Here is a 23,339-nt window from a genome sequence, read left to right on the forward strand (position 1 = left end):
CGGCGGGTGCGCCGGGGCCGAGCGGGTCAGTCCCGCCGTCCGTCGTGGACGGCCGCGTGCTGGTCGAACGCGGCCTCGTCGTCCTCGGTGTCCGTGACCGTGTCGCGGGCCCGCAGGAAGACGTAGAACAGGACCACGAGCAGCGCGGCCCGACCCCAGACGCCGATCACCACGGCCTGCGCGGAGAAGCCGTCGTAGATGCCCGCGGGCTGGCCGAACTCGATCGCGTAGTACCAGCGGAAGATGCCGATCCCCATCGCCAGGTCGGCGGCGAAGTACGCGAACGCCCAGCCGAGCGGGATGCGCATCAGCACGAACATCGGCACCAGCCACAGCGTGTACTGCGGCGAGTGCACCTTGTGCAGCAGCAGGAACCCGCACAGCATCGCGGCGGACACCGGGATCCACGGGTACACGCCGTCGCGCAGGTACCGGCGCCAGCCGATCCAGCAGGCCGCGACGAACGACACCCCCATGCACACCGGCGACAGGACGCTCACCAGCGACTGCATGGCGTCGTCCGACATGAACGGCCGCATGCCCCAGTACCAGATGGAGTTGGTCGTGATGTCGACCCGGCGCTGGCCCTGGAACTCGAACGACGCCAACCAGCCCTTGTAGCCGAAGAGCGCGAACGGCAGGTTGACCAGCACCACGGTGATGATCGACGCCAGCGCGACCCGGACGGCGCCCGCCCAGTCGTACCGCTTGCCCGCGGGCATCTCCCGGCCGCCGCGACCGCCGGTGAGGACGTAGAGCATCAGCGGCAGCACGAACAGCGCCGGGTAGATCTTGAACGCGAACCCGACGCCGAGCAGCACGGACGCGGCGACGGCCCGGTCGATCAGCGGCCGGTCGGCGCCGAGCCCGCCCCAGCCCCGGTGCACCACGTAGACCGCGGCGACGGCGCACAGCACCACCGGCAGGTCCCAGTTGTGGAACGCGTAGAGCACCATGGGCGGTCCGATCGCCCACAGCAGGGCCCGCCACCGCGACAGCTTGCCCAGCAGCCACGCCGTGGCCAGGCCGAACGGCGCCATCAGCAGCGCCGAGAACAGCAGGAACCCGGCGTCGGTGTCGGTGAAGATCGCGCCCGCCCAGATGAGCAGGCCGGTCAGCACCGGGTACTCGACGGTGCCGCCGATCAGCACGCCCTTGGCGTTGATGTCGCCGTGCACGTACGGGAAGACGTGCCGGTCGACGTCGCGGCCGATCCACAGGTGCTGGATGTCGGAGTAGCAGACCTCCTGCTTGTTGCGCTGCTCGTAGTCGGGCTGGCTGCGGCCCCACTGGTCGAACGACGGTCCCGTGCAGCGGTCCTTGTTCGCGAAGCCGATCATCAGCGTGAGCCCGCAGAGCAGCACGAGCACCGCCATCGCGGAGCGCCCGAAGTGGTTGGACCGAGGCCCGTCGACGTGCTCGGGCACAGCGGCCACCACTTCCTGAGCCATGCTCACCGGCCGACGTGCTCGCGCAGGAACGCGATGTCGGCGGCTTGGCCCTCGTCGGGTGTCTCCACCACGGCGGGGGCGTCGGCGGCCGCCAGGACGGCGACCAGCTGTTCGGGCGGGATGGTGCCGGACGCGATGTTCGCGTGCCGGTCACGGGACGACGCGAACTCGTCGCGCGAGCTGTTGAGGTGCACGAGGTCGATCCGGCCGGTGATGGCCTTGACCCGTTCGACGATGCCGACCAGGTCCTCACCGGCGGCGAACGCGTGGCAGGTGTCGAGGCAGAACCCGGCGCCGAAGTCGCCGACCTCGTCCCACAGCCGCTTGAGCGAGTCGAACCGGCGGGCCATGGCGTTGTCGCCACCGGCCGTGTTCTCGATCAGGATCGGCACGTCGAAGCCACCGGACTCGGCCTGGCGCTCGAAGAGCTTGCGCCAGTTCGCGAACCCCTCGGCGGGGTCCTCGCCCTTGGTGACGTGGCCGCCGTGCACGATCAGCCCCTCGGCGCCGACGGCCTTGGCGGCCGTGGCGTGCTGGGCCACCCCCTTGCGGGAGGGGATCCTGATCCGGTTGTTGAGGGACGCCACGTTGAGCACGTACGGCGAATGGACGAACACTGCGATGTCCGAGGCGAGCAGCTCGGCGGCCTGCGGGTGCGGTTTGGGGGCTTTCCAGCCCTGCGGGTCGGCCAGGAAGAACTGGACGACTTCCGCGCCACGGTCCGCCGCGGCGCCGAGCGGGTCGTCGTCGCGGACATGAGCCCCGATGCGCATGACCATGCAGGGTAGTCGGCTTCGGTAATGCGCTGCCGCCCCACCGTCGATACGGGGTTCGGGGGGACTACCGCCGAACAGCCCGTGGACTGCGTCACCACCAGGACCTACGCTCGTTACTTGAAAGTAGGAAACGATGGGGAGGCAGGACATGCGGACCCGACCCACCCGGCTGTTCGGAGCGGCGCTCGTGGCACTCGTGATCGGTGCCCTCGGCGCCGCCGCAGGTCAGGGCACGGCTTCGGCGGCTGAACCGGTGGTCGTGGGCAGCTGCCGGACGACCGTCGAGGGGGCTCCCGGCACGCCGGTGGCGCTGAGCCCCGGCGCCGTGGTCGACCCCGTCGTCAACCTGGTCCGCGCGATCCCGCTGCTCGGCCCGCCCCTCGCGGAGCCGCTGCGCGGGGCGTTCACGGCGCTCCCGCCGATCCCGATCGGCGCGATCCCCACCGGGACCGGTGCCATCACCGGCGGCGAGATCGCCACCAAGGTCGTCGCCGAGCTGGCGAAGATCCCCCTGCTCGGCCCCGTGATCGGCACGCTGGGCGCCTCGGTGCAGCAGACCCTGTCCGCCACCTGCGGGGTGACGGTGAAGGCGGTCAACGCCGTCGTGGCCCCCGTGCAGGACGGCACGGACGCCATCGCCGACGCCTCGGAGCAGGCGGCCGGCCAGCTCCCCGGCGCACCCCAGCCGCAGGTCCCCCCGCCAGGCGGCCAGCCGGGCACCGGTCAGCCCGGCACCGGCACGCCCCCCGGCACCGGGACGGGCACCACGCCCGGCCAGCCCGGTCCCGGCAGCATCTTCAGCCCGGTCGGCGGCGTCGGCCCCGGTGACGTGCCGCTGTACGGCCCGAACGGGCTCGGCGCGAACTTCGGCCGCGTCCCGATGTTCGGCTACGGCTCGCTGCCGTTCGCGACGCCCGGCCTCTTCTCGCCCTCGCCCGGCGTCCGCTACGGCGGCCAGGTGCCCGGCTACACCCCCGGCTACGGGCTGCCGTCCACGGACAGCGGCACCGTGCAGACCGCGGGCCGCGCCCAGGCGCTGCCCGGCACCGGGAAGATGGGCGGCGTCGCCGTTCCCGTGCTGCTCGCGGTGCTCGCGCTCTCGTGCGTGACCGGCGCGCTGGTGCGGACGTGGGTGCTGCGCCGTTCAGCGGCTTGACCCCTGGACCGGACCGCTGCTAGCCGCTGGTAGGCTTCGCAGGTTGCTGACGCGACGACCCTCCTGCCACGGACAGTCCGTGGCCGCGAGTCCACAGGAGGTGAGTGGTCCTCATGCGTCATTACGAAGTGATGGTCATCCTTGACCCCAGTCTCGACGAGCGCACTGTCGCACCGTCGCTGGACAACTTTCTCAACGTCATCCGCACCACTGGCGGGAACGTGGAGAAGGTGGAGGTCTGGGGCAAGCGCCGGTTGAGCTTCGAGATCAACAAGAGCAGCGAGGGCATCTACGCCGTCCTCGACCTGACCTCGACTCCCGACGCGGTGAAGGAACTGGACCGCCAGCTGGGCCTGCAGGAGACCGTGCTGCGGACCAAGGTCATGCGGCGCCACCCCGCCAAGTCCACCAAGGCTTCGGTGAAGGCGGCCAAGAACGCCGCCAAGGCCAAGGTCTGAGGCAGGGGCTCCCGACATGGCTGGCGAGACGACGATCACGGTGGTCGGAAACCTGACCGCCGATCCCGAACTGCGCTTCACCCAGTCCGGCGCCGCGGTGGCGAGCTTCACCGTGGCGTCCACTCCCCGCACGTTCGACAAGGCGTCGGGCGAGTGGAAGGACGGCGACGCGCTGTTCCTGCGGTGCAACGTGTGGCGCCAGGTCGCGGAGAACGTGGCCGAGTCGCTCACCCGTGGTTCGCGTGTGCTCGTGTCCGGACGGCTGCGCCAGCGTTCCTTCGAGACGAAGGAAGGCGAGAAGCGCACCGTCGTGGAGCTTGAGGTCGACGAGATCGGCCCCTCGCTGCGCTACGCGACCGCGAAGGTCAACAAGGTCAGCCGTGGCGGGGGTGAGGGCGGCGGCTTCGGCGGCGGCTCCTCCGCTCCCCGTGGTGGCGGCGCTCCCGCTGACGACCCCTGGGGCTCCGCCCCGGCGGCGAGCAACAGCGGTGGCGGCGGCTTCGCCGACGAGCCCCCCTTCTAGACCGCGCACCGGTCACCCAGACAACCCACACCGCGTTTACCCAGGAGCACACACATGGCCAAGCCGCCTGTGCGCAAGCCCAAGAAGAAGGTCTGCGCCTTCTGCAAGGACAAGAGCGCCACTCAGATCGACTACAAAGACACCACCATGCTGCGGAAGTTCATCTCCGACCGCGGCAAGATCCGCGCGCGCCGCGTGACGGGCAACTGCTCGCAGCACCAGCGCGACGTCGCCATCGCCGTGAAGAACTCGCGCGAGATGGCGCTGCTGCCCTACACCTCGACCGCCCGCTAACTCAGAGAGAGACGGAGCCCAGAACATGAAGCTCATCCTCACTGCTGACGTGAGCGGCCTTGGTGGCCCCGGCGACATCGTCGAGGTCAAGGACGGTTACGGACGCAACTACCTGCTGCCCCGCGGTCTGGCCATCGTGGCCACCAAGGGCGCGGCCAAGCAGGTCGAGGTCATCCGCCGTGCCCAGGAGACGCGCCGCGTGCGCGACCTGGACCACGCCAAGGAGATCAAGGCCGCGCTGGAGAACCTCGGCGCCGTGGCGCTGAAGGCCAAGTCCGCGAAGGGCTCCGGCAAGCTGTTCGGCTCGGTCACCACGTCCGACGTGGTGTCCGCCGTCCGTTCCGCCGGTGGTCCGACGCTGGACAAGCGCGCCATCGAGCTGGCCGGTCACATCAAGACGACCGGCAAGCACGCGGTGACCGTCCGGCTGCACCCGGAGGTCACGGTCTCGCTCTCGGTGGACGTGTCCTCCGCCAGCTGAGCACCGCAGACGCACACCGACAGCGCCGTTCGCCCGGTTCGCCGGGCGGGCGGCGCTGTCGCTCGTTCGTCGTAGTCGCGGCGTAGCCGACGGCCTGTGGACAGACCGCTGTGACAGGCACCCCGCGACACGCCGAAAAGCGAGTTACACGCGACACGCCGCACCAGTGACCCACAACTTTTTCCACAAGTTGTACACAGCCTCTGAGCTGCGGCTTTTTCTGTCACACACCAAGTTGTACACAGGTTGTCCCCACCTTCTCGGCCCGGTGTGGCCAGTTGGCGCCGGTCATCCACAACTTGTCCACCGACTTGTCCACAGGCAGGTTTGCCTACTCCAGTCGGGTGGCTCTAGCGTCCGGGACACGTCCCCCGGTGCTCGCTGTGAGTTGCAGCCCGTGCTGCGAAGAATTGTCGGTGCCTCGGGGTACAACGGACGTCGGACAGCTCGATGCGTGGAGGTGAGGGCGCGGTGGCGCTGGTGGACGACCGAGGGATGGCCGAACCCAGCTTCGAACGGCAGCCCCCGCAGGACCTGGCCGCGGAGCAGTCGGTCCTCGGCGGCATGCTGCTGAGCAAGGACGCCATCGCCGACGTCATCGAGGCGCTCGCGCCGACGGACTTCTACCGTCCCGCGCACCAGGCCGTGTACGACTGCATCCTCGACCTGTACGGCCGCGGCGAGCCCGCCGACCCGATCACCGTGTCCGCCGAGCTGGAGCGCAGGGGCGAGCTGCTGCGCGTCGGCGGCGCCCCGTACCTGCACACGCTGATCGCGACCGTGCCGACGGCGGCCAACGCCGGGTACTACGCGGAGATCGTGGCCGAGAAGGCCGTGCTGCGCAGGCTCGTGGAGGCAGGCACGCGGATCGTGCAGCTCGGCTACAACGGTGCCGAGGGCGCCGACGTGGACGAGGTCGTCGACCGGGCCCAGGCCGCCATCTACGAGGTGACCGACCGGCGCACGACCGAGGACTACGTGGTCCTCGAAGACCTGCTCCAGCCGACCATGGACGAGATCGACGCCATCGCCTCGCGCGGCGGCAACTCCAGCGGCATCCCGACGGGGTTCGCCGACCTCGACGAGCTGACCAACGGCCTGCACCCCGGCCAGATGATCATCGTCGCGGCCCGGCCCGGTGTCGGCAAGGCGCTGGCGCTCGACACCCCGCTGCCCACGCCGACCGGCTGGACGACCATGGGCGAGGTGCGCGTCGGCGAGCGGCTGATGGGGGCCGACGGCAGGCCGACCAGGGTCGTCGCGGCGACCGAGGTGCTGGTCGACCGCCCGTGCTTCGACGTGGAGTTCAGCGACGGCACCGTGATCACGGCCGACGCGCGGCACCAGTGGCTGACCGAGTCGTGCAGCGCCACCGGCGGGTTCTGGGCGATCCGCACCACCGAGCAGCTCCACCGCAGCAGCGCGCGGCACTCCGTGCGGCTCGCGTCCGGCTGGAACCTGCCCCACGCACCGCTGCCCCTGCCGCCCCGCACGCTCGGCGCGTTCCTCGCGGGCGCGGGCGAGCTGGCGTTCGCGGCGTCGGACCTGACCGACGACGAGGTGCGCACCGCCAAGGAACTCGGTCTGGCGGACGAGCCCCACATCCCCGTCGAGTACCTGCGGGCCAGCCGGGCGCAGCGGCAGGAGCTGCTGGACGCGCTGCTGGTCGGTGGATCGCTGGGGACGCGGTTCGTGCGGCTGTCGCGCGACATCGCCGAACTCCTCCGCACGCTGGGCGGCGACCGCGTCGACGTCGTCGCCGTGCGCCCGGTGGCCTCCGTTCCCGTGCGGTGCGTGGAGGTCGACAACCACGACCACATGTACCTCGCCGGGCCGACCATGATCCCGACGCACAACTCCACCCTGGGCCTCGACTTCGCCAGGTCGTGCTCGATCAAGCACGGCCTCACCAGCGCCATCTTCTCGCTCGAGATGAGCCGCACCGAGATCGTCATGCGCATGCTCTCCGCCGAGGCCAAGATCCGCCTCGGCGACATGCGCGGTGGTCGGATGAGCGACGACGACTGGACCAGGCTGGCGCGGCGGATGAGCGAGATCAGCGAAGCCCCGATCTTCGTGGACGACTCGCCCAACCTGACCATGATGGAGATCCGCGCCAAGGCGCGGCGGCTGAAGCAGCGCCACGACCTGAAGCTGGTCGTGGTGGACTACCTCCAGCTGATGTCGTCGGGCAAGCGCACCGAGTCGCGGCAGCAGGAGGTGTCGGAGTTCTCCCGAAACCTCAAGCTCATCGCCAAGGAGCTGGAGGTGCCGGTGATCGCGATCAGCCAGCTGAACCGCGGTCCCGAGCAGAGGACCGACAAGAAGCCGATGCTGTCGGACCTCCGCGAGTCCGGCTCCCTGGAGCAGGACGCGGACATGGTCATCATGATCAACCGCCCGGACGCCTGGGAACGGGACGACCCCCGTGCCGGTGAGGCCGACCTGATCATCGCCAAGCACCGTGCTGGTCCTACGGCGACGATCGTCGTGGCGCACCAGCTGCACTACAGCCGGTTCACGGATCTGGCGCACACGTAGGGGTTGTGGGTTGCCGCTGCCGGGGTGGTCGGTGGCCGGCGGTCCTCAAGATGATCGGGTGGCTGCTGGACGTGAGGGCTCGGCGCGCTGCCGGTTCCCGAGGCCCGGCGCGCTGCCGGTTCCCGAGGTCGGGGTGCTGCCGGTTCCCGAGGGTCGGCGTGCTGCCAGTCCCAGAGGATCCGGTCGCCGCCAGTCCCGAGTCGGGTGGCCGATGTGACTCGGGGAACCCTCGATTTGTCCCTGTGATCGGGCTCAAGGGCAGGTGCTGTCACCCTGCCCGATCCACCGCGAATTCCCCTGGCACATCGACCTCGGTGCGGGGAAAAGCCCTTGGCCCGCCTCGTGTTGGGCCCTAGTAGATTCCGTTGTTGTGGCGGGTGTTGGTTATGCGGTTGTCGATGCTGAGACGACCGGGTTTTCTGCTTCTGGGGATCGGATCGTCGAGGTCGCCGTGGTGCAGCTCGATGAAGATGGGGTTGTCACTGGCGAGTGGTGTTCGCTGGTCAATCCTGGGCGGGATCTCGGGCCCCAGCACGTTCACCGGATCAGTGCGGCTGAGGTGTGGCACGCGCCCTCGTTCGCCGCTGTCGGTGGGGTGTTGGCCGAGCAGTTGCGCGGGCGCGTGCTGGTGGCGCACAACCTGAGTTTCGACTCGCGGTTCCTGGCCGCCGAGTTCGGGCGGTTGGGTGTGGAGTGGCCTGTTCCGGGGCTTTGCACGATGCGGTTGGCGGCGGAGTACCTGCCCCACCGTTCTGGGCGGTCGTTGCGGGCTTGCTGTGACGCTGCCGGGGTGTCGCTGGTGGACGCGCACTCGGCGTTGTTCGACGCGCACGCGGCGGCGGGGTTGTTCTCGGGGTACCTGCGGTCGGCTGGTCGGCCCCTGCCTTGGCAGGAGCTGCTCGACTCGGCCCCGGACCTGCCGTGGCCGTCGTTCGGGTCCACTTCGGTGCGTCCGGTTCGGCGGGGTGAGGTGGTGGCTGCCCCGGTCGTCCGGGCACCGGTCTCGCTGGTTCGCGGGGACACCGTGGTCTTCACGGGGCAGATGTCGGACCCGCGGGACGTGTGGGTGGACCGGGCGTCGGCCGCTGGGCTCCGGGTCATCCAGGGGTACGTCACGAAGGCGACCCGCGTGCTGGTCGCCGCCGATCCGTTCACGCTGTCCAGCAAGGCGCGCCGGGCGCGGGCCTACGAGGTGCCGATCGTGTCCGAACACGACTTCGGGTCGATGATCGCCCGGTTGGTCTAGCCGGTCGCGGGGTCGAAAGATCACCGAACCGGGTGTCATCAGGCCTATTGAAATGGCCGCTACCTGCGTGGAAGCTCTTCACGAACAGGCCGTGGCAGCCAGCGGGAGGTACGAGCCTCATGCGTACCGTGCAGACAGCCCTCACCCGAACGGTGTGGGACGAACTGATCGCCGAGTTACCTGTCGGCGTCGTGCTGATGGACGCGCACGGGGACGTGCTGGCGGGCAACCGGTTGGCGGCCGACCTGCTGGGGTTGCGGTCCGAGGAGCTGCTGTCCGGGCGTCGGCCGCTGGGGTGGTCCGTGCGGGACGATTCCGGCGCCCGGCTGCCGAACCGGGGTGAGATCGCGGCGCAGGTGTTGAGGACCGGGGCCGTGCTGACGTTGCCGGTGGTGGTCGTCCGGGCCGGGTGGCCGCACGTGCAGGTGTGGGTCGAGTGCCACCCGCTCGCGGTGCGGGGAGCTCCGCGGGTGGTGGTCTTCCTCCAACCGGTGCACACGGACGTGCCGCACTCGCGCGGTCTGCTGGACCCGTTGACCGGGCTGCCGGGGCGGGCGCTGCTGCACGACCGGCTGGACCAGGCGCTGGTGCGGGCCCGGACGCACGGGACGGTGGTGACGCTCGTGCTGGTCGACGTGCACCACCTGGCCGGGGTGAACGAGGAGCACGGCTTCGCCCGCGGCGACGAACTGCTGACCGTGATCGGCGGCAGGCTGCGGGAGGGCCTGCGCGAGGACTACACGGTCGCCCGGTACGGCGGTGACGAGTTCGCCGTCGTCGCCGAGCACAGCTGCGGATCGGGGGAGGCCGTCGCGGAACGCGTGCGCGAACTGGCCGGACGGGCCGTGCGCCTGGCCCACACCCGCATCCGACCCGGTGTCCGGGTCTGCTGGGTGACCAGCGACGGCGCCGCCCCGGTGTACTCCGTCATCACCCACGTGGAAGACCTGCTGCGCGGGTAGGGACACGGGCCGGGCCCCCGACGCTGGTGCGTCGGGGGCCCGGATCCCTCAGGTGGGGCGGAGGTTCAGCCGATCACTTGATGCGCTCGAACTGGATCGTGTCCTCCAGCGAACCGAACATCGTCCTGGTGTCCAGACCGGCCAGGGCCGGGGCGGGGTGGGAACGCCCGGCGCGGGACGGGAGGGCCGGGACGTCCACGTAGCTGCTCGTCGGGTTGAGCTTGATGTCGCTCAGCGGGACGCCGTCGGCCATCGCGCGCGGCTGCGAGACCGGCAGCACCGGCAGGACGGCGGGTGCGGACGGCGCCGACACCGGCAGCGTGGGCAGCGAGGTCAGGTTGCGACCGGTGCCCAGCGGAACCAGGCTCTTGACGACCGGCGCGGCGCCGAAGCCCGCGTCACCACCGGCGGGCAGCGAACCGCTGAAGGAACGCTCCTCGGTCAGGTTGACGTGCTGGTGCGGGACGGGGAGCGGAGCGCTCGCCACGGTGTCGGACAAGGTGTTCACCGCTCGCTCGGCCTGGCCCGCGGTGTCGGAGCCCGACGTGTCGGAGACCTTGTCGAAGTAGCTGCCCTTCGGCAGGGTCATCTTCGACAGGCCCGCGGCGTCGGTGCCGCGGTCGACCGCGTACTGGGGGTGGACGGGCAGGCGCTCGTCGGTCATCGCGACACCGCCGCCGTTGACCTCGGGGCCGACGGGCAGGGACACGTCCGCGGTGTTCACGGTGTGCACGCCGTCGGCGACCTGCTGGGCGGACTGGCGGACCGGGACGGGCGCGCCGCCCAGCGACGGGGTGTTGTCGAACGGACGCGCCTCGGGGAGCTGCGGCTCGGGGATGCGGGGCACCTCGAACGCGGTCAGGTTGGGCACCTCGGTCGACGTGAGCAGGCTGTCGATGCTCTTCGGGATCTGCACGCCGCGCGCCAGGTTCGCCGCCTCGGTCTCCTCGGCGGAGAGCTGGACGGCGTCGACGGGCGAGGTGCGGAGGGCGTCGCCGACCACGTCGGCGGGCACCAGAACCCCACCGCGCATCGCGGTGTGGGGGATCACGAAGGTGGGGAGCTCGGGCACCTCCGCGTCCTGGAGGTTCCGAGGAGCCAGCGTGTCGCGCTGGATCGGCAACCTGTTCAGACCGCTCAGGCCGGGCAGCTCGGTCGACGTGAGCAGGCTGTCGATGCTCTTCGGGATCTGGACGCCGCGCGCCAGGTTCGCCGCCTCGGTCTCCTCGGCGGTGAGCTGGGGAGCCTTGGTGTAGACGTTGCTGAGCGCGCTGCCCAGGACCTCGTCGGAGACGTCGTAGGACCGCACGGTCGACTCCGCCGACAGCGGGACTTCCTGCGTGGTGACGCCACCGCTGACGGCGGGGGTCTCGGCCGCCGCCCCGTCGAGCGGCGTGCCGTCCGACCGGGTGCCGCCGAGGTCGCCGGTGTCGCCGTTCGCCGTCGCGGTCACGGCCTCGCCGATGACCTCGACCGGTCCGGCGAGAGGGGTGGTCTCGGCCAGGTCCGGCACGGCGGCCCGCTCGTCGGCGATCGAGCCGTACTCGCCGATCGGCTCGCCGAAGACCTCGACGGTCCACGCCTCCGGGACCGTCAGCACGTCGTCCTGGTCGTCGTGGGACGTGGAGTCCAGCGCGGAGTCGACGTTGGAGAAGCCGTTGTCGGCCCCGATGGTCGCGTTGTCGAAGCCCTGGTGGACGGGGTCCGAGGCCGGCACGTCGACGAGGCTGCCCGAGATGGAACCCAGGTGGCCGGTCGTTTCGGACAGTCCTCCGTCGACCAGTGCGGTGTCGTTGATCGGGTTGCCCACGTGCCCCGCCGCGTCGTCGATGGTCTGAGCCGCGACGGCGTCGGCGCCGAGCGGCACCTCGTCGCTCCTGGTGTCCGCGACGGCGATCACGTCGTCGCCGTGCTCGGCCAGCGCCGGTGCGACCACCGACGTGGCGATCTGCTCACCGGGGACGGGCAGTCCCACGGGTACGCCCGCCAGGTGGCCCAGCAGGGTCGATTCCTCCGCCGGTGCCTGCTGCGCGAGGGCGATGGGGGCACCGCTGGTCTCGGTCCACGTCTGCTCACCGGTCCACGTCTGGTCGCCGGTGTACGGGCTCGCGTACGGGGTGGCCGGGGTGCTGCGGGTGGTGTGGTTCGCGTCGGCGCGCTCAGCGGAGTTCCGGATCAGCGGGTTGGTGCTGGTGGTCCGGGCCGAGGGTGCATCGCGGTTGAACTCGGCGGCTTCGTTCTGGCCCTCGGCGGCGCCGAACGCGGTGTGCGCGATGTCGATCGGCACCTGGATGCCGCCGTCGATGGTCGACGGAGGAGCGTCGGGGTTGACGTTCTCCTGGGCAGAAGCGATGCCCGTTCCGAGCATCAGCAAACCACCAGTCACAAGCGCGGACTGGATTCCGCGCTTTGCCCAGGTCTGCATTGAGACTCCTTTTTCCTTTGTTTCCCTTGCGGGGGATGTGGCGGATGGCCGGACGCGAGGCGTCGGGGACGGACCACCCGGATCGAGGACGGCTGGGCGCGCGGTGTCTCGACCAACAAAGGAGCGCAGAACAAGAGCGCGCCGGTCGAGTACCCAGGGCAGCGTTGGAAGCTGCCTAGGACCGCGCGCTCAGATCAGTCAGGGGTGCTGCCGGGCTGCTTTCCCGGGAGCACGGAGATCCGCTCGGTGGTGGGCTTGAGCGCCCGAGCCACAGCGGAGTTGTAGGCGTTGACGAACGCGGCCTGTGCTGCCGAGTTCTGGCTGCCAGCCGAACCGGAACCGTCGCCACCGCACGAGCAGTGAACCGGCACGTTGACCGGCGGAACGAACGGGACGAACGGCACCGGAGACCGGTCTCCGGGGAAATCGGGGCGCGACTCGTCGCCCTGCGCCGGGCGCGGGGGGACGGGCTGCTGCGCCCACTGGTCGCCGAAGCGCGAGAAGGGCGTGACCGGGGCTTCCACGACGGGCGCGTCGACCGGAACCGGTTCGACGCTGGTGCCGATCGGGGCGGCCTGCACGGGCACGGCGTTCACGGCCTGGCCGACCGGGAGCAGCGCGTCGGGGTCGATGACCTCGCCCAGACGCGGCTCCAACCAGGAACCCACCTCGTCGACGCTGCCGCGGAGCTTGCCCGCGACCTCCTCGATCTGCGGGGTGGTGGCAGCGCGCACCTTCTCCTGCTCTGCGCGCAACACCTGATCGATCCCAGCCACGGTCCGGGTGACCGGAGCGACGACCGGAGCTGCCGCGGTGGTCGCCTGGGCGGGCAGCACCTCGTTGACCGAGTGCTGCACCACCCCTGCGGAAACCGCCACCACGCCGGACTCCGGCGCCTCGGCGGCGGCCGTTGCCGTGGAGAGGACCCAGGCGGTGGCAGTGCCTGCCACCGCGCCGCCGAGGACCAGGAGAACGCGGCCGAGGGCACGCCGAACACGGCGCGCCCCCATCCCCGCTCGCTGGTCCGCAGCAGACAACCTGGGTACCTCCACCTTGACTGGGACGTCGACCGCAGTGGACAAGCCGACGTCGTGAGCCTGCCAGGAAGGACCGGAGGACCGCACGCCCCAGCGTGATGATTCGTCACATCGTGTGACGATCACCGCGTCGGATCGCCGGTGACCTCGGACGTTCGCCGCGGGTCAGATCCGCTTGAGCACCCTGGCCGCGCCCGCGGCGGCCGTCGACGCGAGGATCCAGCCGACCGCGATCAGCACGCTGGAGATCCACTGGGACGCGCCCGTGAACTGCCACTTCCCGTCCTGGCCGAGGTCGACGATGGGGATCAGCAGGTCCATCGACAGCAGCCAGGCGTTCCACACCGGGTCCTCGTCGGAGTTGAGCCTGACCATCTCGTGCCACTGGAACCAGAGCGAGCCGCCGAGCCAGAAGACCAGCAGCCACGCGATGGCCAGCCACGGCCGGAAGCCGTAGCCGACGGTCCACCGCTGGAGGAAGCCCCAGACCCGTCCGGCCCACCCCAGCTCGGAGTAGCGCCGGTGCTGCTTCTCCAGCTGGACGTGCTGCGCCAGCTCCTCCTCGCCGCCGTCCCGGTAGACCGCGGCCAGCTGCTCGTACGGGCCGGGCGCGAAGTCCGGCTGCACCTCCCGCAGCCACCGCAGCCGGGTGCGCACGTCCACGTCCGGCGACGCGGAGATCGAGTCGAAGCTGAAGTCCTCCACGTCGACGCCGCCGGTCGCCGCCCACAGCCCCGGCCCGTCCGACACCGACGTCGCCCTGACCCTGGTCAGCACCACCCGGCCCACCGGGACCTGCTCGTCGGACAGCCGCAGCACCAGCTGGTGCACCTGGAGGCCGTACGCGTTGAGCGCGATGTCGCTGCCCGGCCCGCCGAGGTCGGCCCCCGCGAACGTCGCCATCTTGCTGACCTCGGCCAGCCGGATCCGCACACCGCCGACCGCCTGGAAGCCGAAGCTGCACAGGAGGTCCTTGCCGATGGTGGAGACGCGGGCGTCCAGCGACGGCTTCACCGTGCCGTCGGCGCGGCGGCGCGGGTGGGTGAGCTTCGCGCCGGAGCAGTCGAGCGTGGAGCCGATGTGCGCGTTCTGCAACCGCACGGAGCCCTTGGCCCGCAGGTCGCGCAGGAACAGGGTGCCGCCGACGCGGAGCCGGTCGGCGAACAGGACGTCGATGCCCGGCCCGTTGAGCTGCACGCCGGACAGGCTCATGCTGCCGCGCACGTGCGCGTCGACCAGCCGCACCTGGCCGTAGGCGCGCAGCGCCGACTCGTGCGCGCCGTCGCCCGCGAACCCGCCGTTGACCGCGCCGCGGGCCTCGACGTCGCCGCGCACCTGGATGCCGTCGGCGTGCAGCGCGACCGGGATGCGGTGCACGACGACACCGGTCAGGTGCTCCAGCTCCTCCAGCACGTCCGGCTGGCCGATCACCGCGCCGGACATGCGGAGGTAGCCGCCGATGTCGGCGTTCGGCAGCCGGACCGCGCCGGACGAGGTGAACCCGTCGTCCAGCTCGACGTTGCCCTCGACCCTGATCCGGTCCGCGACGAGGGCCGCGGTCTCGTCGGCCGTGCCGCGCGGGATCACCAGCACCGGCCGGTCGTCGGTCACGGTCGACCGCAGCCGCGCGCCGGAGAAGATCGCGTCACCGCCGACGCGGGCGCCGTCGAGCAGCACCCGGCCCTCCGCGGTGAACCGGCCGCCCTCGGCGTCGCAGAACAGGTTGCCCGCGATCACGATGCCGGTGGCCTCCAGCGCGTCCTGCGCGGGGTTCACCAGCCGGGCGCCGCCGAGGTGCACGCTGCCGCCGACGTTCGCGCCGCGCAGCCGCACCTCGCCGTGCGCGCGCAGGGCGATGGCCTGGATCGAGCCGGACACGCGGATGCGCGCGGCGAGCAGCGCGTGATCTCCGCGACTGCGCAGCACCGCGCCCGCGAGGCGCAGCGTGCCCTCGACGGTCGCGTCGGTCAGGTCGACCACGCCGTCGCTGGTGAACCCGGCCTCCAGCACGAGGTCGCTGGCGACGTGCAGGTTGCGCCCCCACAGACCGGGCACGCGGCAGCCGCGCATCCGCAGGCCGACGAGGTGGGCCATGCGCAGGTCCGGTGGCTGCTCGAACGCGCATTCCCGCAGGTCGATCACTGTGTGGAGCCGCGATCCCTCCAGCGCGAACGGGCCGACGACGTTCGCCCCGGTGAGCCGCAGCGCGGGCACACCGGACCTCGGGAGGCGGTGCACGCCGTTGAGCAGGTCGGTCAGCACGGTCCCGCGGACGGTGCGCTCGGCCCGGTCCTTGCGGCCCGCTCCGAGGTCGATCGGTGCCCCCGCCGCGTACGCCGAGCAGATCCGGCGCTCCACCTCGGTCAACTCGTGGTCCATCGCCCTCCCCCGTGAAGCTCGATCTGATCACCTCGACCACGGTGCTGACCAGGGGTGCGCGGGATACGGTGACCAGCGTGACTGCACCGGAATCGGAGATCAGCAACCGCGTCCCGAGGCTGCTGCGCGTCAGCGCCGCGTTGAGCTGGCGGTTCGTCGCCGTGGTCGCGGCCCTCTACGTGGTCGCGAACGTGGTGTCGTTCCTGGCGACCATCGTGATCCCGGTGGCCATCGCCCTGCTGCTGGCGGCCCTGCTGTCACCCGTGGTGTCGAGCCTGGTCCAGGTGCGCGTGCCGCGCGGCCTGGCGGCGGGTCTCGTGCTGATCGGCGGCATCGCCGTGGTCGGCGGCGTGCTGACGTTCGTCATCACCGAGTTCTCCAAGGGCCTTCCGGACCTCCAGACCCAGGTCTCCGCCAGCCTCGACACGATCCGCGGCTGGCTGCGGGACGGGCCGCTGCACCTGAGCGACGTGCAGCTCCAGCAGTACCTGGACAACGCGCTCAACACGATCAAGGAGAACCAGTCCGAGATCACCTCGGGCGCCCTCACCACCGCGGCCACCGTGGGCGAACTGCTGACCGGCCTGCTGCTGGCGCTGTTCACCCTCATCTTCTTCCTGCACGACGGCGACGGCATCTGGCGCTTCTGCGTGCGCGCGGTCCCGGAGGACGTCCGCGCACGGGCCGACGTGGCGGGCAGGCGCGGCTTCGCCTCGCTGGTCAGCTACGTCCGCGCCACCGCGGCGGTGGCGGTCGTCGACGCGGTCGGCGTGGGCATCGGCCTGTGGATCGTCGGCGTACCGCTGGTGGTCCCGCTCTCGGCACTGGTCTTCCTCGGCGCCTTCATCCCGATCATCGGCGCCGTGATCACCGGCGCGGTGGCCGTGCTGATCGCCCTGGTGGCCAACGGTCCGGTGGCGGCACTGGTCGTCTTCGCCGTGCTGATCGGCGTGATGCAGCTGGAGAGCCACGTCCTGCAACCGCTGCTGCTGGGCCGCGCGGTGAAGCTGCACCCGCTGGCGGTCGTCCTGGCGATCACCGCGGGCTTGGTCGTGGGAGGCATCGCGGGCGCACTGCTGGCGGTCCCCCTGCTGGCGGTGCTGAACTCCGGCATCCGCTCGCTGCTGTCGGACTCGGACGCAACGGTCGACCCGGCGGAGGTGGACGTCCACGCCCCGCAGGACAGCGGCCCCGAGGACGGCTCGGGCGACCGGGTGGACGACTTGGAGGAGGAGATCAAGAAGCTGGGGGACTAGGTCGAGTGCTTTACCACTCGATCGACTTCACACATTGAGTATCGGCAATGCTTGACCAGATGATCTAGGCGCGGCTACCTTGGTGCAACGCGGCGGACGATGTTGTCGCGACACCGGGTGACCGCTCGACAGCGGAACCACCCCATAAGCAATGCCCCGGGCGGCATGCCGAAGCAGAGGCGAACCCGGGGCTTACCCAGGCACCGTAGCACGTCCTCGTGCTCTGTGGTGCCCGCACCTGGGGGGCAGATGACGACGGACGTACCGGACTGGTTCCACCGAGCACTCTCGGGGGCTCGCTTGGCTCCCTACCTGAAGGTGACCGGTGGAGACGTCGACGCGGCGATCCTCCTCTACTGGTGGAACGTGGACGTCTCATCGGCCTTCTACCCCCCGTTGCACCTGCTCGAGGTGTCGTTGAGGAACTCCGTGCACACGCGGCTGGGCAATGTGTTCGGCCAACCGGACTGGTGGGAGGTCGCTCCCATCGGCGACTACGGGCTCAGAGCGGTGACCAGCGCCAAGCAGAAGGTGCTCAGCCGGACGAGTCCGCCGATGATCGCTGACGACGTGGTGACGGAACTGTCGTTCGGGTTCTGGGTGTCGCTGCTGAGCCGCGCGCACGACCGGGGGCTGTGGGTACCGGGGTTGCACCGGGCGTTCCCCCACTTCAGGGGCAGGCGTCGAGACCTGCACCAGGCGATGATGACCACGGTGCTCTTCCGCAACCGGATCATGCACCACGAGCCGATCCACCACCGCCACCTCGAGGCCGATCACGCCTCCCTCCTCACGCAGCTGGGCTACCTGTCACCGTTGCTGATCGACTGCGTTGCGCCGCACGACCGCGTGCCCGAGGTCCTGGCGGTCCGACCGCGTTTCGGGGAGGACCGTCGGTGATCGAACGCGGCGACGCGCTGTCCCTCACCCAGATCGCGGCACTGGCCGAGGTCGGGATCAGCGCCGCGAGCAACTGGCGCAAGCGACACCGGAGCTTCCCCGATCCGCGGCACGTCGAAGGGCAGGAGTTGTACGCGGTCGACGACGTGGTGGCCTGGCTCCGGGGGAGGAGGATCTCCCAGAACAGCCTCAAGTCGACCGAAGCGCCCGGAACGACGTACGGCGACCGCTTCCTGCGCAACAGGGGCGCCGTCGACGCCGTCGAGGCCCGGACGGTTGAGCCGGACACCACGGGCGCACGACCTCGGCAGGCGGATCGAGAACACCGGCTCTGGGCGATCGTGGAACGGATGCGCGGGCTCCTCGACCCCACGTCGATCGTCGACCACGTGCTCGGCCTGCTCTACCTCAAGATCGGTGACCAGCGGTTGTGGCACTCACTCGTCCACGCACCGAACCGGAGCGTCGAACACCGATTGCTCATGAGCGCCACCTTCCCGACCCTGGACGGATCGCGCTTGCCGATCTTCGACCTGGGGGGGCGCAGCGCTACGCCCGATCCTTCGACCACCGAGCTGATCCACACGATCGACTCCTCGGTGGTGGGTGGCGAGGCTGAACGCCTGGACATCGCCTCACGTCTTTGCGACGAGTTCCTGGAGCGGGTCGACATCGCGTTCTTCCAGTACAGCGGTCACCGGACGCCCCCGTCGCTGGCGCGGTGCATGGTGGAGATCCTCGACCCGCGATCGGCCGCCAGGGTCTACGACCCGATCTGCGGTTCGGGGGAACTGCTGGCGGCGGCCGGGCACAACCTCTCCCGACGGGGCGACGCCGAGCCGATCGTCTTCGGGCAGGCCCTGGACGTGCGGACCCGGCGGACCGCTGTGCTGACCCTCGCGTTGCACGGCATCCGCGGAGACGTGCGCACGCACGACACGTCGATCCTCGACGACGCCTTCCCCGACGAACTCTTCGACGTCGTCCTGACGAACCCCCCGTTCAACCGCATGCCCGCCGAATCCGGGTTGGACCGCCTGCCGTTCGGCGAACCATCCGCCCAGCACTCCTACCACGCGTGGTTGCAGCACGCCGTGACCAAACTCGACGAGGGCGGTCGGGCTGCGGTCCTGATGCCCAACGCGACCACGTTCACGACGAACAAGATGGATCTGCGGGTCAGGAGGTCGATGATCGAGGCAGGCGTCGTGGACTGCGTGGTCGCCCTGCCCAACAACCTCTTCAAGTCGACCGCGATCTCCACCTGCCTGTGGGTTCTGAGCAAGCCGGGAGAGCGTGCGCACGTCGGCGAGACCCTGTTCATCGACGCGACGAACGCGGGTGTCGTCAAGAACCGCACCGACCGCACCCTCAGCGACCAGGACATCAGCCGGATCGCGACCGAGTACCACTCCTGGATCTCCGCGACGACGAGCACATCCGACCACCCGGAGCGGACGGGGTTCTCCAGGTCCGTTCGGCACACCGAGATCCAGTCGAACGGCTGGGACCTCCAGCCGACCGCGTACGTGCGGAGTCCCGGCCAGGACACGGAACCGCCCGGTTCCCCGGAGGCCTTCAGCGAAGCGGTCGGCGCGCAGTTGCGGGAGCTGCACGAACGCTCGGACGCGGCGCGCACCGACCTGACCGCGCGGCTCGGTTCGACGTCCGCACTCATCCCCTCCCCCTCCGCGTGGTCGAACGTCCCGCTCGGAGAGGTGGCGGACGTCCTGGCCGGGCCCGCGACGATGTCCAGGGAGGGGAGCGGCTCCTCGTGGACGCCGATCGTGCTCCCGCGCAACATCTGGTTCGGGCGGGTCGACCAGGGGAAGAGGGACTCGGTCTCCGCCGCCACCGCCGCCAGGCAGGTCCGGTACCGCCTCGAACCGGGCGACGTGATCTGCGCCCGCACCGGAACCCTGGGCAGGTACGGGCTGGTCGACTCCACCGCGGCCGGGTGGCTGGTCGGTCCGGGGTGCATGCGCTTGCGACCGAACGACCTCGTGCACCCCGTCTACCTCCTGCACTACCTGGGGTCGCCCGGCGCCCTCGAATGGCTCATGGAGAACTCGAACCAGAGCGTCATCCGCTACATCAGCACCGACGACCTCAGGCAGCTCCCCGTGCAGCTGCCACCGATGTCGACGCAGGTCGAACTCGCCGCGACGTTCGAGGCGTTCGACGCCCAGGCATCGGCGCACCGACGACTGGCGGAGGAAACGGAGAAGGCGCGGAACCTGCTGCTCCCGGTGGTGCTGCCGAAACCCCCGAGGGGCTGAAGGCTCACGCCATCTCCACCAGGTTCCGCCCGTACCCCTTGGCGGCCAGCAGAGCCGCGTCAGCGGCCACCAGCAGATCCGGCAACTCGTACCCGAACCGCTCCGTGGTCGCCACCCCGATGCTCACCGTCAACCCGGACAGCACGTGGTGCCGTCCATCGGTGGCCACCGTGGGAACCGACAACCCGGCCACCGCGTGCCTCATCCGCTGCGCCACGGCCTCCGCCACCTCGGGCGAGGCCTCCGGCAGCAGCACCACGAACTCCTCCCCGCCGAACCGCCCCACCAGGTCCCCCCGCCGGGTGCTGGTGCTCAACAACAGCGCGACGGCGGCCAGGGCCGCGTCACCGGCGAGGTGCCCCACCCGGTCGTTCACCCGCTTGAAGTGGTCCAGGTCCATCAGCATCACCGCCATGGACCGGTTGTCGTTGCGGCCCTTCGCCAGTTCGGCGCGCGCCTGGCCGTCCCAGTGCACGGCGTTGGACAGCCCGGTCTTCGCGTCCCGCTGGGCCGACCGGCGCCACTGCGGGAGCTGGGCCGCCCGCTCCAGCAGCGCCATCGGCGGCCCGGCGATCAACGCGTGCACCGCCATCGTGCCCGCCACGCACCCCATCAACCCGCCGAGGCTGACGGCGACGATCCCGAGGATCACGTCGATGGGTTCGCCGACGACCTCCTCGCGCGGCGCGGACGGTCGACGCAGGTGCAGCCCCAGCGCGATCAGCCCGGACCGGAGCAGCAGCAGGACGACGGCGCCGACGAGCATCATCGGCAGGTCAGCGGCGGGGTCGCTCCAGCCGAAGACGAACCGGGTGGCGAACACCGCCAGCGCCGTCGCGCACAGCGTGAAGATCCAGCGGTACGACTCGGGGCGCTGGGCGAGCACCCCGTGCAGCGCGGGCCCGAACAGGAGCAGGACCAGCAGGTTCGGCGGCAGCGCGATGATGCCCGCGGTCAGGTAGCAGAGGTGCGCGGCCCACGGGTTGCGCTCGGTCTCGCCGAGCCGGTGGCTGTAGATGGAGCTGCCGATGATCACCGCACCGGCCGTGCCCGCGACGGCGGCGAACCGGCCGATGTCGCCGGGCGTGGGGGTCGGGGTGTCGACGATGACGAACGTGACCACGGCGAGGGCGGCGAAGTCGATCACGAGCCAGTAGACGAGCGCCGGCCAGCGCAGCGTCCACAAGGGCCAGTCGCGCACTGCATCCCTCCCCCGCCGTGGGAGTGCCGACGTGGTGCCCCCGCAGCGGGCCACCAGACTCGGCCGCAAGCCTTGCACATCGTTCTCACAGGCAGTAGACGTCCACCTGGGGGTTAGCCAGGCCACTCCCGCACGGCAGGATGGGGTCCGAAGGGAGCACACCGTGCACATCAAGTCGGACGACGAGGGGCCATCCGTGCTGGAGGACCCCGTCGCGCACCTGTGGCGGGGGACGGTCGCACTACGCGTAGTGACCTTCCTGTTCGCGCTGGGCAACGCGGTCGTGCACTCCAGCGGGTTCGCGCGGCCGTGGCTGGCGTGGCTGGTCATCGGGGTGATGGCGGCCTGGTCGGTGTTCACGATCCAGGCCTACAGCCGCGAGTCGGGGCGGAAGCCGTGGATCGTCGCCGCCGACCTGGTGGTGGCGTGCGGCCTGATGTCCACGTCGAGCCTGATCATGACCGACCTGCAGCTGCTGGCGAACGTCCCGCTGATCACCACGATCTGGGCGTGCGGTCCCGCGGTGGCGGCGGGCTCGCTCGCGGGCCGGTACGCGGGCGCGGCGGCGGGCGGGATCATCGGGCTCGCGACCTACCTCAACCGCGGGGCGATGAGCGTCGACCTGGTGCGGGACGTGGTGCTGCTCGCGGGCGCGGGCTTCGTGGTCGGCATGGCCTCGTCGACGGCCCGCCGCTCGGCGGTGCGGCTGGCGCAGGCGCTGCGGACCGAGGCCGCGACGGCGGAGCGCGAGCGGCTGGCCAGGTCGATCCACGACGGTGTCCTCCAGGTGCTGGCACGGGTGCGGAAGCGCGGTCTGGAACTGGGCGGCGAGGCCGCTGAGCTGGCCGAGCTGGCCGGTGAGCAGGAGGTGGCCCTGCGGTCGCTGGTCGCGGCGTCCCCCGTCGAGTCCACGGTGGACGGCGACGCCGACCTGCGGCCCGCGCTCCAGCTGCTGGCCACCCAGAGGGTGCAGGTGTCCACGCCCGCCACGCAGGTGATGCTGCCCGCGGTGGTCGCGCTGGAGCTGACCTCGGTGGTCCGGGAGATGCTGTCCAACGTGGACAAGCACGCGGGCGCCGACGCCAAGGCGTGGGTGCTGCTGGAGGACCTGGGCGACGAGGTCGTGCTGAGCGTCCGCGACGACGGGCCGGGCATCCCCGAGGGCCGCATCGACCTCGCCGAGGCCGAGGGCAGGATGGGGATCGCCAAGTCGATCCGGGGGAGGGTCGCGCTGCTCGGCGGCACCCTCGAACTGGAGACGGGGCCCGGCGAGGGCACGGAGTGGGAAGTGCGCGTGTTCCGAGTAGGGGGAGTTCGGTGACGGTTTCGGTGATGGTGGTCGACGACCACCCGCTGTGGCGCGACGGTGTGGCGAGGGACCTGGCGGAACGCGGCTTCGACGTGGTCGCGACGGCGTCGGACGCGGACGCGGCCATGCGGATCGCCCGCGCGGTGCGGCCGGACGTGGTGCTGATGGACCTCAACCTGGGTGAGCTGTCCGGCGTGGACGCGACCGCCATGATCACCGGTGAGCTGCCCGCGACCAGGGTGCTGGTGCTGTCGGCGAGCGGTGAGCACGACGACGTGCTCCAGGCCGTGAAGGCGGGCGCGTCGGGGTACCTGGTGAAGTCCGCGTCGGCGGAGGAGCTGGTGGACGCGGTCAACCGGACCGCGGTGGGCGACGCGGTGTTCACCGCCGGGCTGGCCGGTCTGGTGCTCGGCGAGTACCGCCGGATGGCCGCGAACCCCGACGAGGAGGACAAGCCGCAGTTGACCGAGCGGGAGACCGAGGTCCTGAGGCTCGTGGCGAAAGGCCTGACAGCCCGGCAGATCGCGACCAGACTGGTGATCTCCCACCGCACGGTGGAGAACCACGTGCAGTCGACGCTGCGGAAGCTCCAGCTGCACAACCGGGTCGAGCTGGCCCGCTACGCGATCGAGCACGGCCTCGACGCCGAACCGGAGGCGTAGACC

The 23,339-nt window shown here is 70.8% G+C and carries 19 protein-coding genes and 1 pseudogene; 14 read left to right on the forward strand and 6 right to left on the reverse strand.

What is annotated here, in order from left to right; all coding sequences use genetic code 11:
* Positions 1 to 26: 26 nt before the first annotated feature.
* Positions 27 to 1,451 carry a hypothetical protein gene (locus AC156L_RS23045; RefSeq protein ID WP_330876057.1) on the reverse strand — a complete coding sequence of 475 codons (1,425 nt, stop codon included), beginning with the start codon at positions 1,449 to 1,451 and terminating at the stop codon, positions 27 to 29.
* Positions 1,452 to 1,453: 2 nt separating this feature from the next.
* On the reverse strand, positions 1,454 to 2,224 hold the full coding sequence (locus AC156L_RS23050; protein WP_330876058.1) for a deoxyribonuclease IV: 771 nt from the start codon (positions 2,222 to 2,224) through the stop codon (positions 1,454 to 1,456).
* Between the two features lie 151 nt (positions 2,225 to 2,375).
* On the opposite strand from AC156L_RS23050, the gene AC156L_RS23055 reads away from it, so the two are divergent.
* From AC156L_RS23055 to AC156L_RS23095, 9 genes and pseudogenes are all read left to right on the forward strand, one after another.
* On the forward strand, positions 2,376 to 3,383 hold the full coding sequence (locus tag AC156L_RS23055) for a hypothetical protein (protein WP_330876059.1): 1,008 nt from the start codon (positions 2,376 to 2,378) through the stop codon (positions 3,381 to 3,383).
* Between the two features lie 113 nt (positions 3,384 to 3,496).
* Positions 3,497 to 3,841: a 30S ribosomal protein S6 gene (gene rpsF, locus AC156L_RS23060; RefSeq protein ID WP_330876067.1), complete on the forward strand. Its 345-nt coding sequence runs from the start codon at positions 3,497 to 3,499 to the stop codon at positions 3,839 to 3,841.
* Positions 3,842 to 3,857: 16 nt separating this feature from the next.
* Complete coding sequence (locus tag AC156L_RS23065; RefSeq protein ID WP_330876060.1) at positions 3,858 to 4,364, forward strand: single-stranded DNA-binding protein; 507 nt, start codon at positions 3,858 to 3,860, stop codon at positions 4,362 to 4,364.
* A 54-nt stretch (positions 4,365 to 4,418) separates the two neighbouring features.
* The gene (gene rpsR / locus AC156L_RS23070) at positions 4,419 to 4,658 is read left to right on the forward strand and encodes a 30S ribosomal protein S18 (RefSeq protein ID WP_106184952.1); all 240 of its coding nucleotides are present in this window, start codon (positions 4,419 to 4,421) and stop codon (positions 4,656 to 4,658) included.
* Positions 4,659 to 4,683: 25 nt separating this feature from the next.
* A complete protein-coding gene (gene rplI / locus AC156L_RS23075; RefSeq protein WP_330876061.1) occupies positions 4,684 to 5,139 on the forward strand; it encodes a 50S ribosomal protein L9 in 456 nt (151 codons plus the stop codon).
* Between the two features lie 564 nt (positions 5,140 to 5,703).
* Complete coding sequence (gene dnaB, locus AC156L_RS23080) at positions 5,704 to 7,680, forward strand: replicative DNA helicase (RefSeq protein ID WP_414719883.1); 1,977 nt, start codon at positions 5,704 to 5,706, stop codon at positions 7,678 to 7,680.
* A 451-nt stretch (positions 7,681 to 8,131) separates the two neighbouring features.
* Positions 8,132 to 8,470: pseudogene (locus AC156L_RS23085) on the forward strand (3'-5' exonuclease); the annotation flags it as partial.
* Positions 8,471 to 8,926 carry a hypothetical protein gene (locus AC156L_RS23090; RefSeq protein ID WP_330876069.1) on the forward strand — a complete coding sequence of 152 codons (456 nt, stop codon included), beginning with the start codon at positions 8,471 to 8,473 and terminating at the stop codon, positions 8,924 to 8,926.
* A 119-nt stretch (positions 8,927 to 9,045) separates the two neighbouring features.
* Entirely contained in the window at positions 9,046 to 9,888 is an 843-nt protein-coding gene (locus tag AC156L_RS23095; protein WP_330876062.1) for a sensor domain-containing diguanylate cyclase, read from the forward strand.
* A gap of 73 nt (positions 9,889 to 9,961) precedes the next feature.
* Here the strand turns inward: AC156L_RS23095 and AC156L_RS23100 are convergent, their stop codons facing one another.
* From AC156L_RS23100 to AC156L_RS23110, 3 genes are all read right to left on the reverse strand, one after another.
* Positions 9,962 to 12,256: a hypothetical protein gene (locus AC156L_RS23100; RefSeq protein WP_330876063.1), complete on the reverse strand. Its 2,295-nt coding sequence runs from the start codon at positions 12,254 to 12,256 to the stop codon at positions 9,962 to 9,964.
* A gap of 251 nt (positions 12,257 to 12,507) precedes the next feature.
* Positions 12,508 to 13,395, reverse strand: coding sequence for a hypothetical protein (locus tag AC156L_RS23105; protein ID WP_330876064.1), 888 nt, complete (start codon positions 13,393 to 13,395; stop codon positions 12,508 to 12,510).
* Positions 13,396 to 13,515: 120 nt separating this feature from the next.
* Positions 13,516 to 15,729 carry a hypothetical protein gene (locus AC156L_RS23110; protein ID WP_330876065.1) on the reverse strand — a complete coding sequence of 738 codons (2,214 nt, stop codon included), beginning with the start codon at positions 15,727 to 15,729 and terminating at the stop codon, positions 13,516 to 13,518.
* Between the two features lie 77 nt (positions 15,730 to 15,806).
* Between AC156L_RS23110 and AC156L_RS23115 the strand changes: the two genes are divergently transcribed.
* The 3 genes from AC156L_RS23115 to AC156L_RS23125 all read left to right on the forward strand — a co-directional run bounded on the left by AC156L_RS23115 (position 15,807) and on the right by AC156L_RS23125 (position 20,164).
* Positions 15,807 to 16,985 (forward strand): AI-2E family transporter, encoded by a 1,179-nt coding sequence (locus AC156L_RS23115; RefSeq protein WP_330876066.1) that lies wholly within the window; start codon positions 15,807 to 15,809, stop codon positions 16,983 to 16,985.
* 318 nt (positions 16,986 to 17,303) lie between these two features.
* Positions 17,304 to 17,885, forward strand: coding sequence for a hypothetical protein (locus AC156L_RS23120; protein ID WP_484407257.1), 582 nt, complete (start codon positions 17,304 to 17,306; stop codon positions 17,883 to 17,885).
* A complete protein-coding gene (locus AC156L_RS23125) occupies positions 17,882 to 20,164 on the forward strand; it encodes a type I restriction-modification system subunit M/S (RefSeq protein ID WP_484407258.1) in 2,283 nt (760 codons plus the stop codon). Before AC156L_RS23120 ends, AC156L_RS23125 begins: the two co-directional genes overlap by 4 nt.
* A gap of 4 nt (positions 20,165 to 20,168) precedes the next feature.
* On the opposite strand, the gene AC156L_RS23130 is transcribed toward AC156L_RS23125, so the two are convergent.
* On the reverse strand, positions 20,169 to 21,365 hold the full coding sequence (locus tag AC156L_RS23130) for a diguanylate cyclase (RefSeq protein WP_330874450.1): 1,197 nt from the start codon (positions 21,363 to 21,365) through the stop codon (positions 20,169 to 20,171).
* 163 nt (positions 21,366 to 21,528) lie between these two features.
* Here AC156L_RS23130 and macS point away from each other — a divergent pair, with 163 nt between their 5' ends.
* Both macS and AC156L_RS23140 read left to right on the forward strand, forming a co-directional pair.
* Entirely contained in the window at positions 21,529 to 22,686 is a 1,158-nt protein-coding gene (gene macS, locus AC156L_RS23135; protein ID WP_330874451.1) for a MacS family sensor histidine kinase, read from the forward strand.
* Positions 22,683 to 23,336, forward strand: coding sequence for a response regulator transcription factor (locus AC156L_RS23140; protein WP_330874452.1), 654 nt, complete (start codon positions 22,683 to 22,685; stop codon positions 23,334 to 23,336). The genes macS and AC156L_RS23140 overlap by 4 nt, the downstream gene beginning before the upstream one ends.
* The last annotated feature ends 3 nt before the right edge of the window (positions 23,337 to 23,339 follow it).

The organism is Umezawaea sp., assembly GCF_057122925.1.

Coding starts and splice junctions, on each gene's coding strand:
- rpsR (WP_106184952.1), top strand. CDS start 4,419: ATGGCCAAGCCGCCTGTGCGCAAGCCCAAGAAGAAGGTCTGCGCCTTC.
- dnaB (WP_414719883.1), top strand. CDS start 5,704: ATGCTGCTGAGCAAGGACGCCATCGCCGACGTCATCGAGGCGCTCGCG.
- rplI (WP_330876061.1), top strand. CDS start 4,684: ATGAAGCTCATCCTCACTGCTGACGTGAGCGGCCTTGGTGGCCCCGGC.
- AC156L_RS23110 (WP_330876065.1), bottom strand. CDS start 15,729: ATGGACCACGAGTTGACCGAGGTGGAGCGCCGGATCTGCTCGGCGTAC.
- AC156L_RS23100 (WP_330876063.1), bottom strand. CDS start 12,256: ATGCTCGGAACGGGCATCGCTTCTGCCCAGGAGAACGTCAACCCCGAC.
- AC156L_RS23095 (WP_330876062.1), top strand. CDS start 9,046: ATGCGTACCGTGCAGACAGCCCTCACCCGAACGGTGTGGGACGAACTG.
- AC156L_RS23045 (WP_330876057.1), bottom strand. CDS start 1,451: ATGGCTCAGGAAGTGGTGGCCGCTGTGCCCGAGCACGTCGACGGGCCT.
- rpsF (WP_330876067.1), top strand. CDS start 3,497: ATGCGTCATTACGAAGTGATGGTCATCCTTGACCCCAGTCTCGACGAG.
- AC156L_RS23055 (WP_330876059.1), top strand. CDS start 2,376: ATGCGGACCCGACCCACCCGGCTGTTCGGAGCGGCGCTCGTGGCACTC.
- AC156L_RS23065 (WP_330876060.1), top strand. CDS start 3,858: ATGGCTGGCGAGACGACGATCACGGTGGTCGGAAACCTGACCGCCGAT.
- AC156L_RS23050 (WP_330876058.1), bottom strand. CDS start 2,224: ATGCGCATCGGGGCTCATGTCCGCGACGACGACCCGCTCGGCGCCGCG.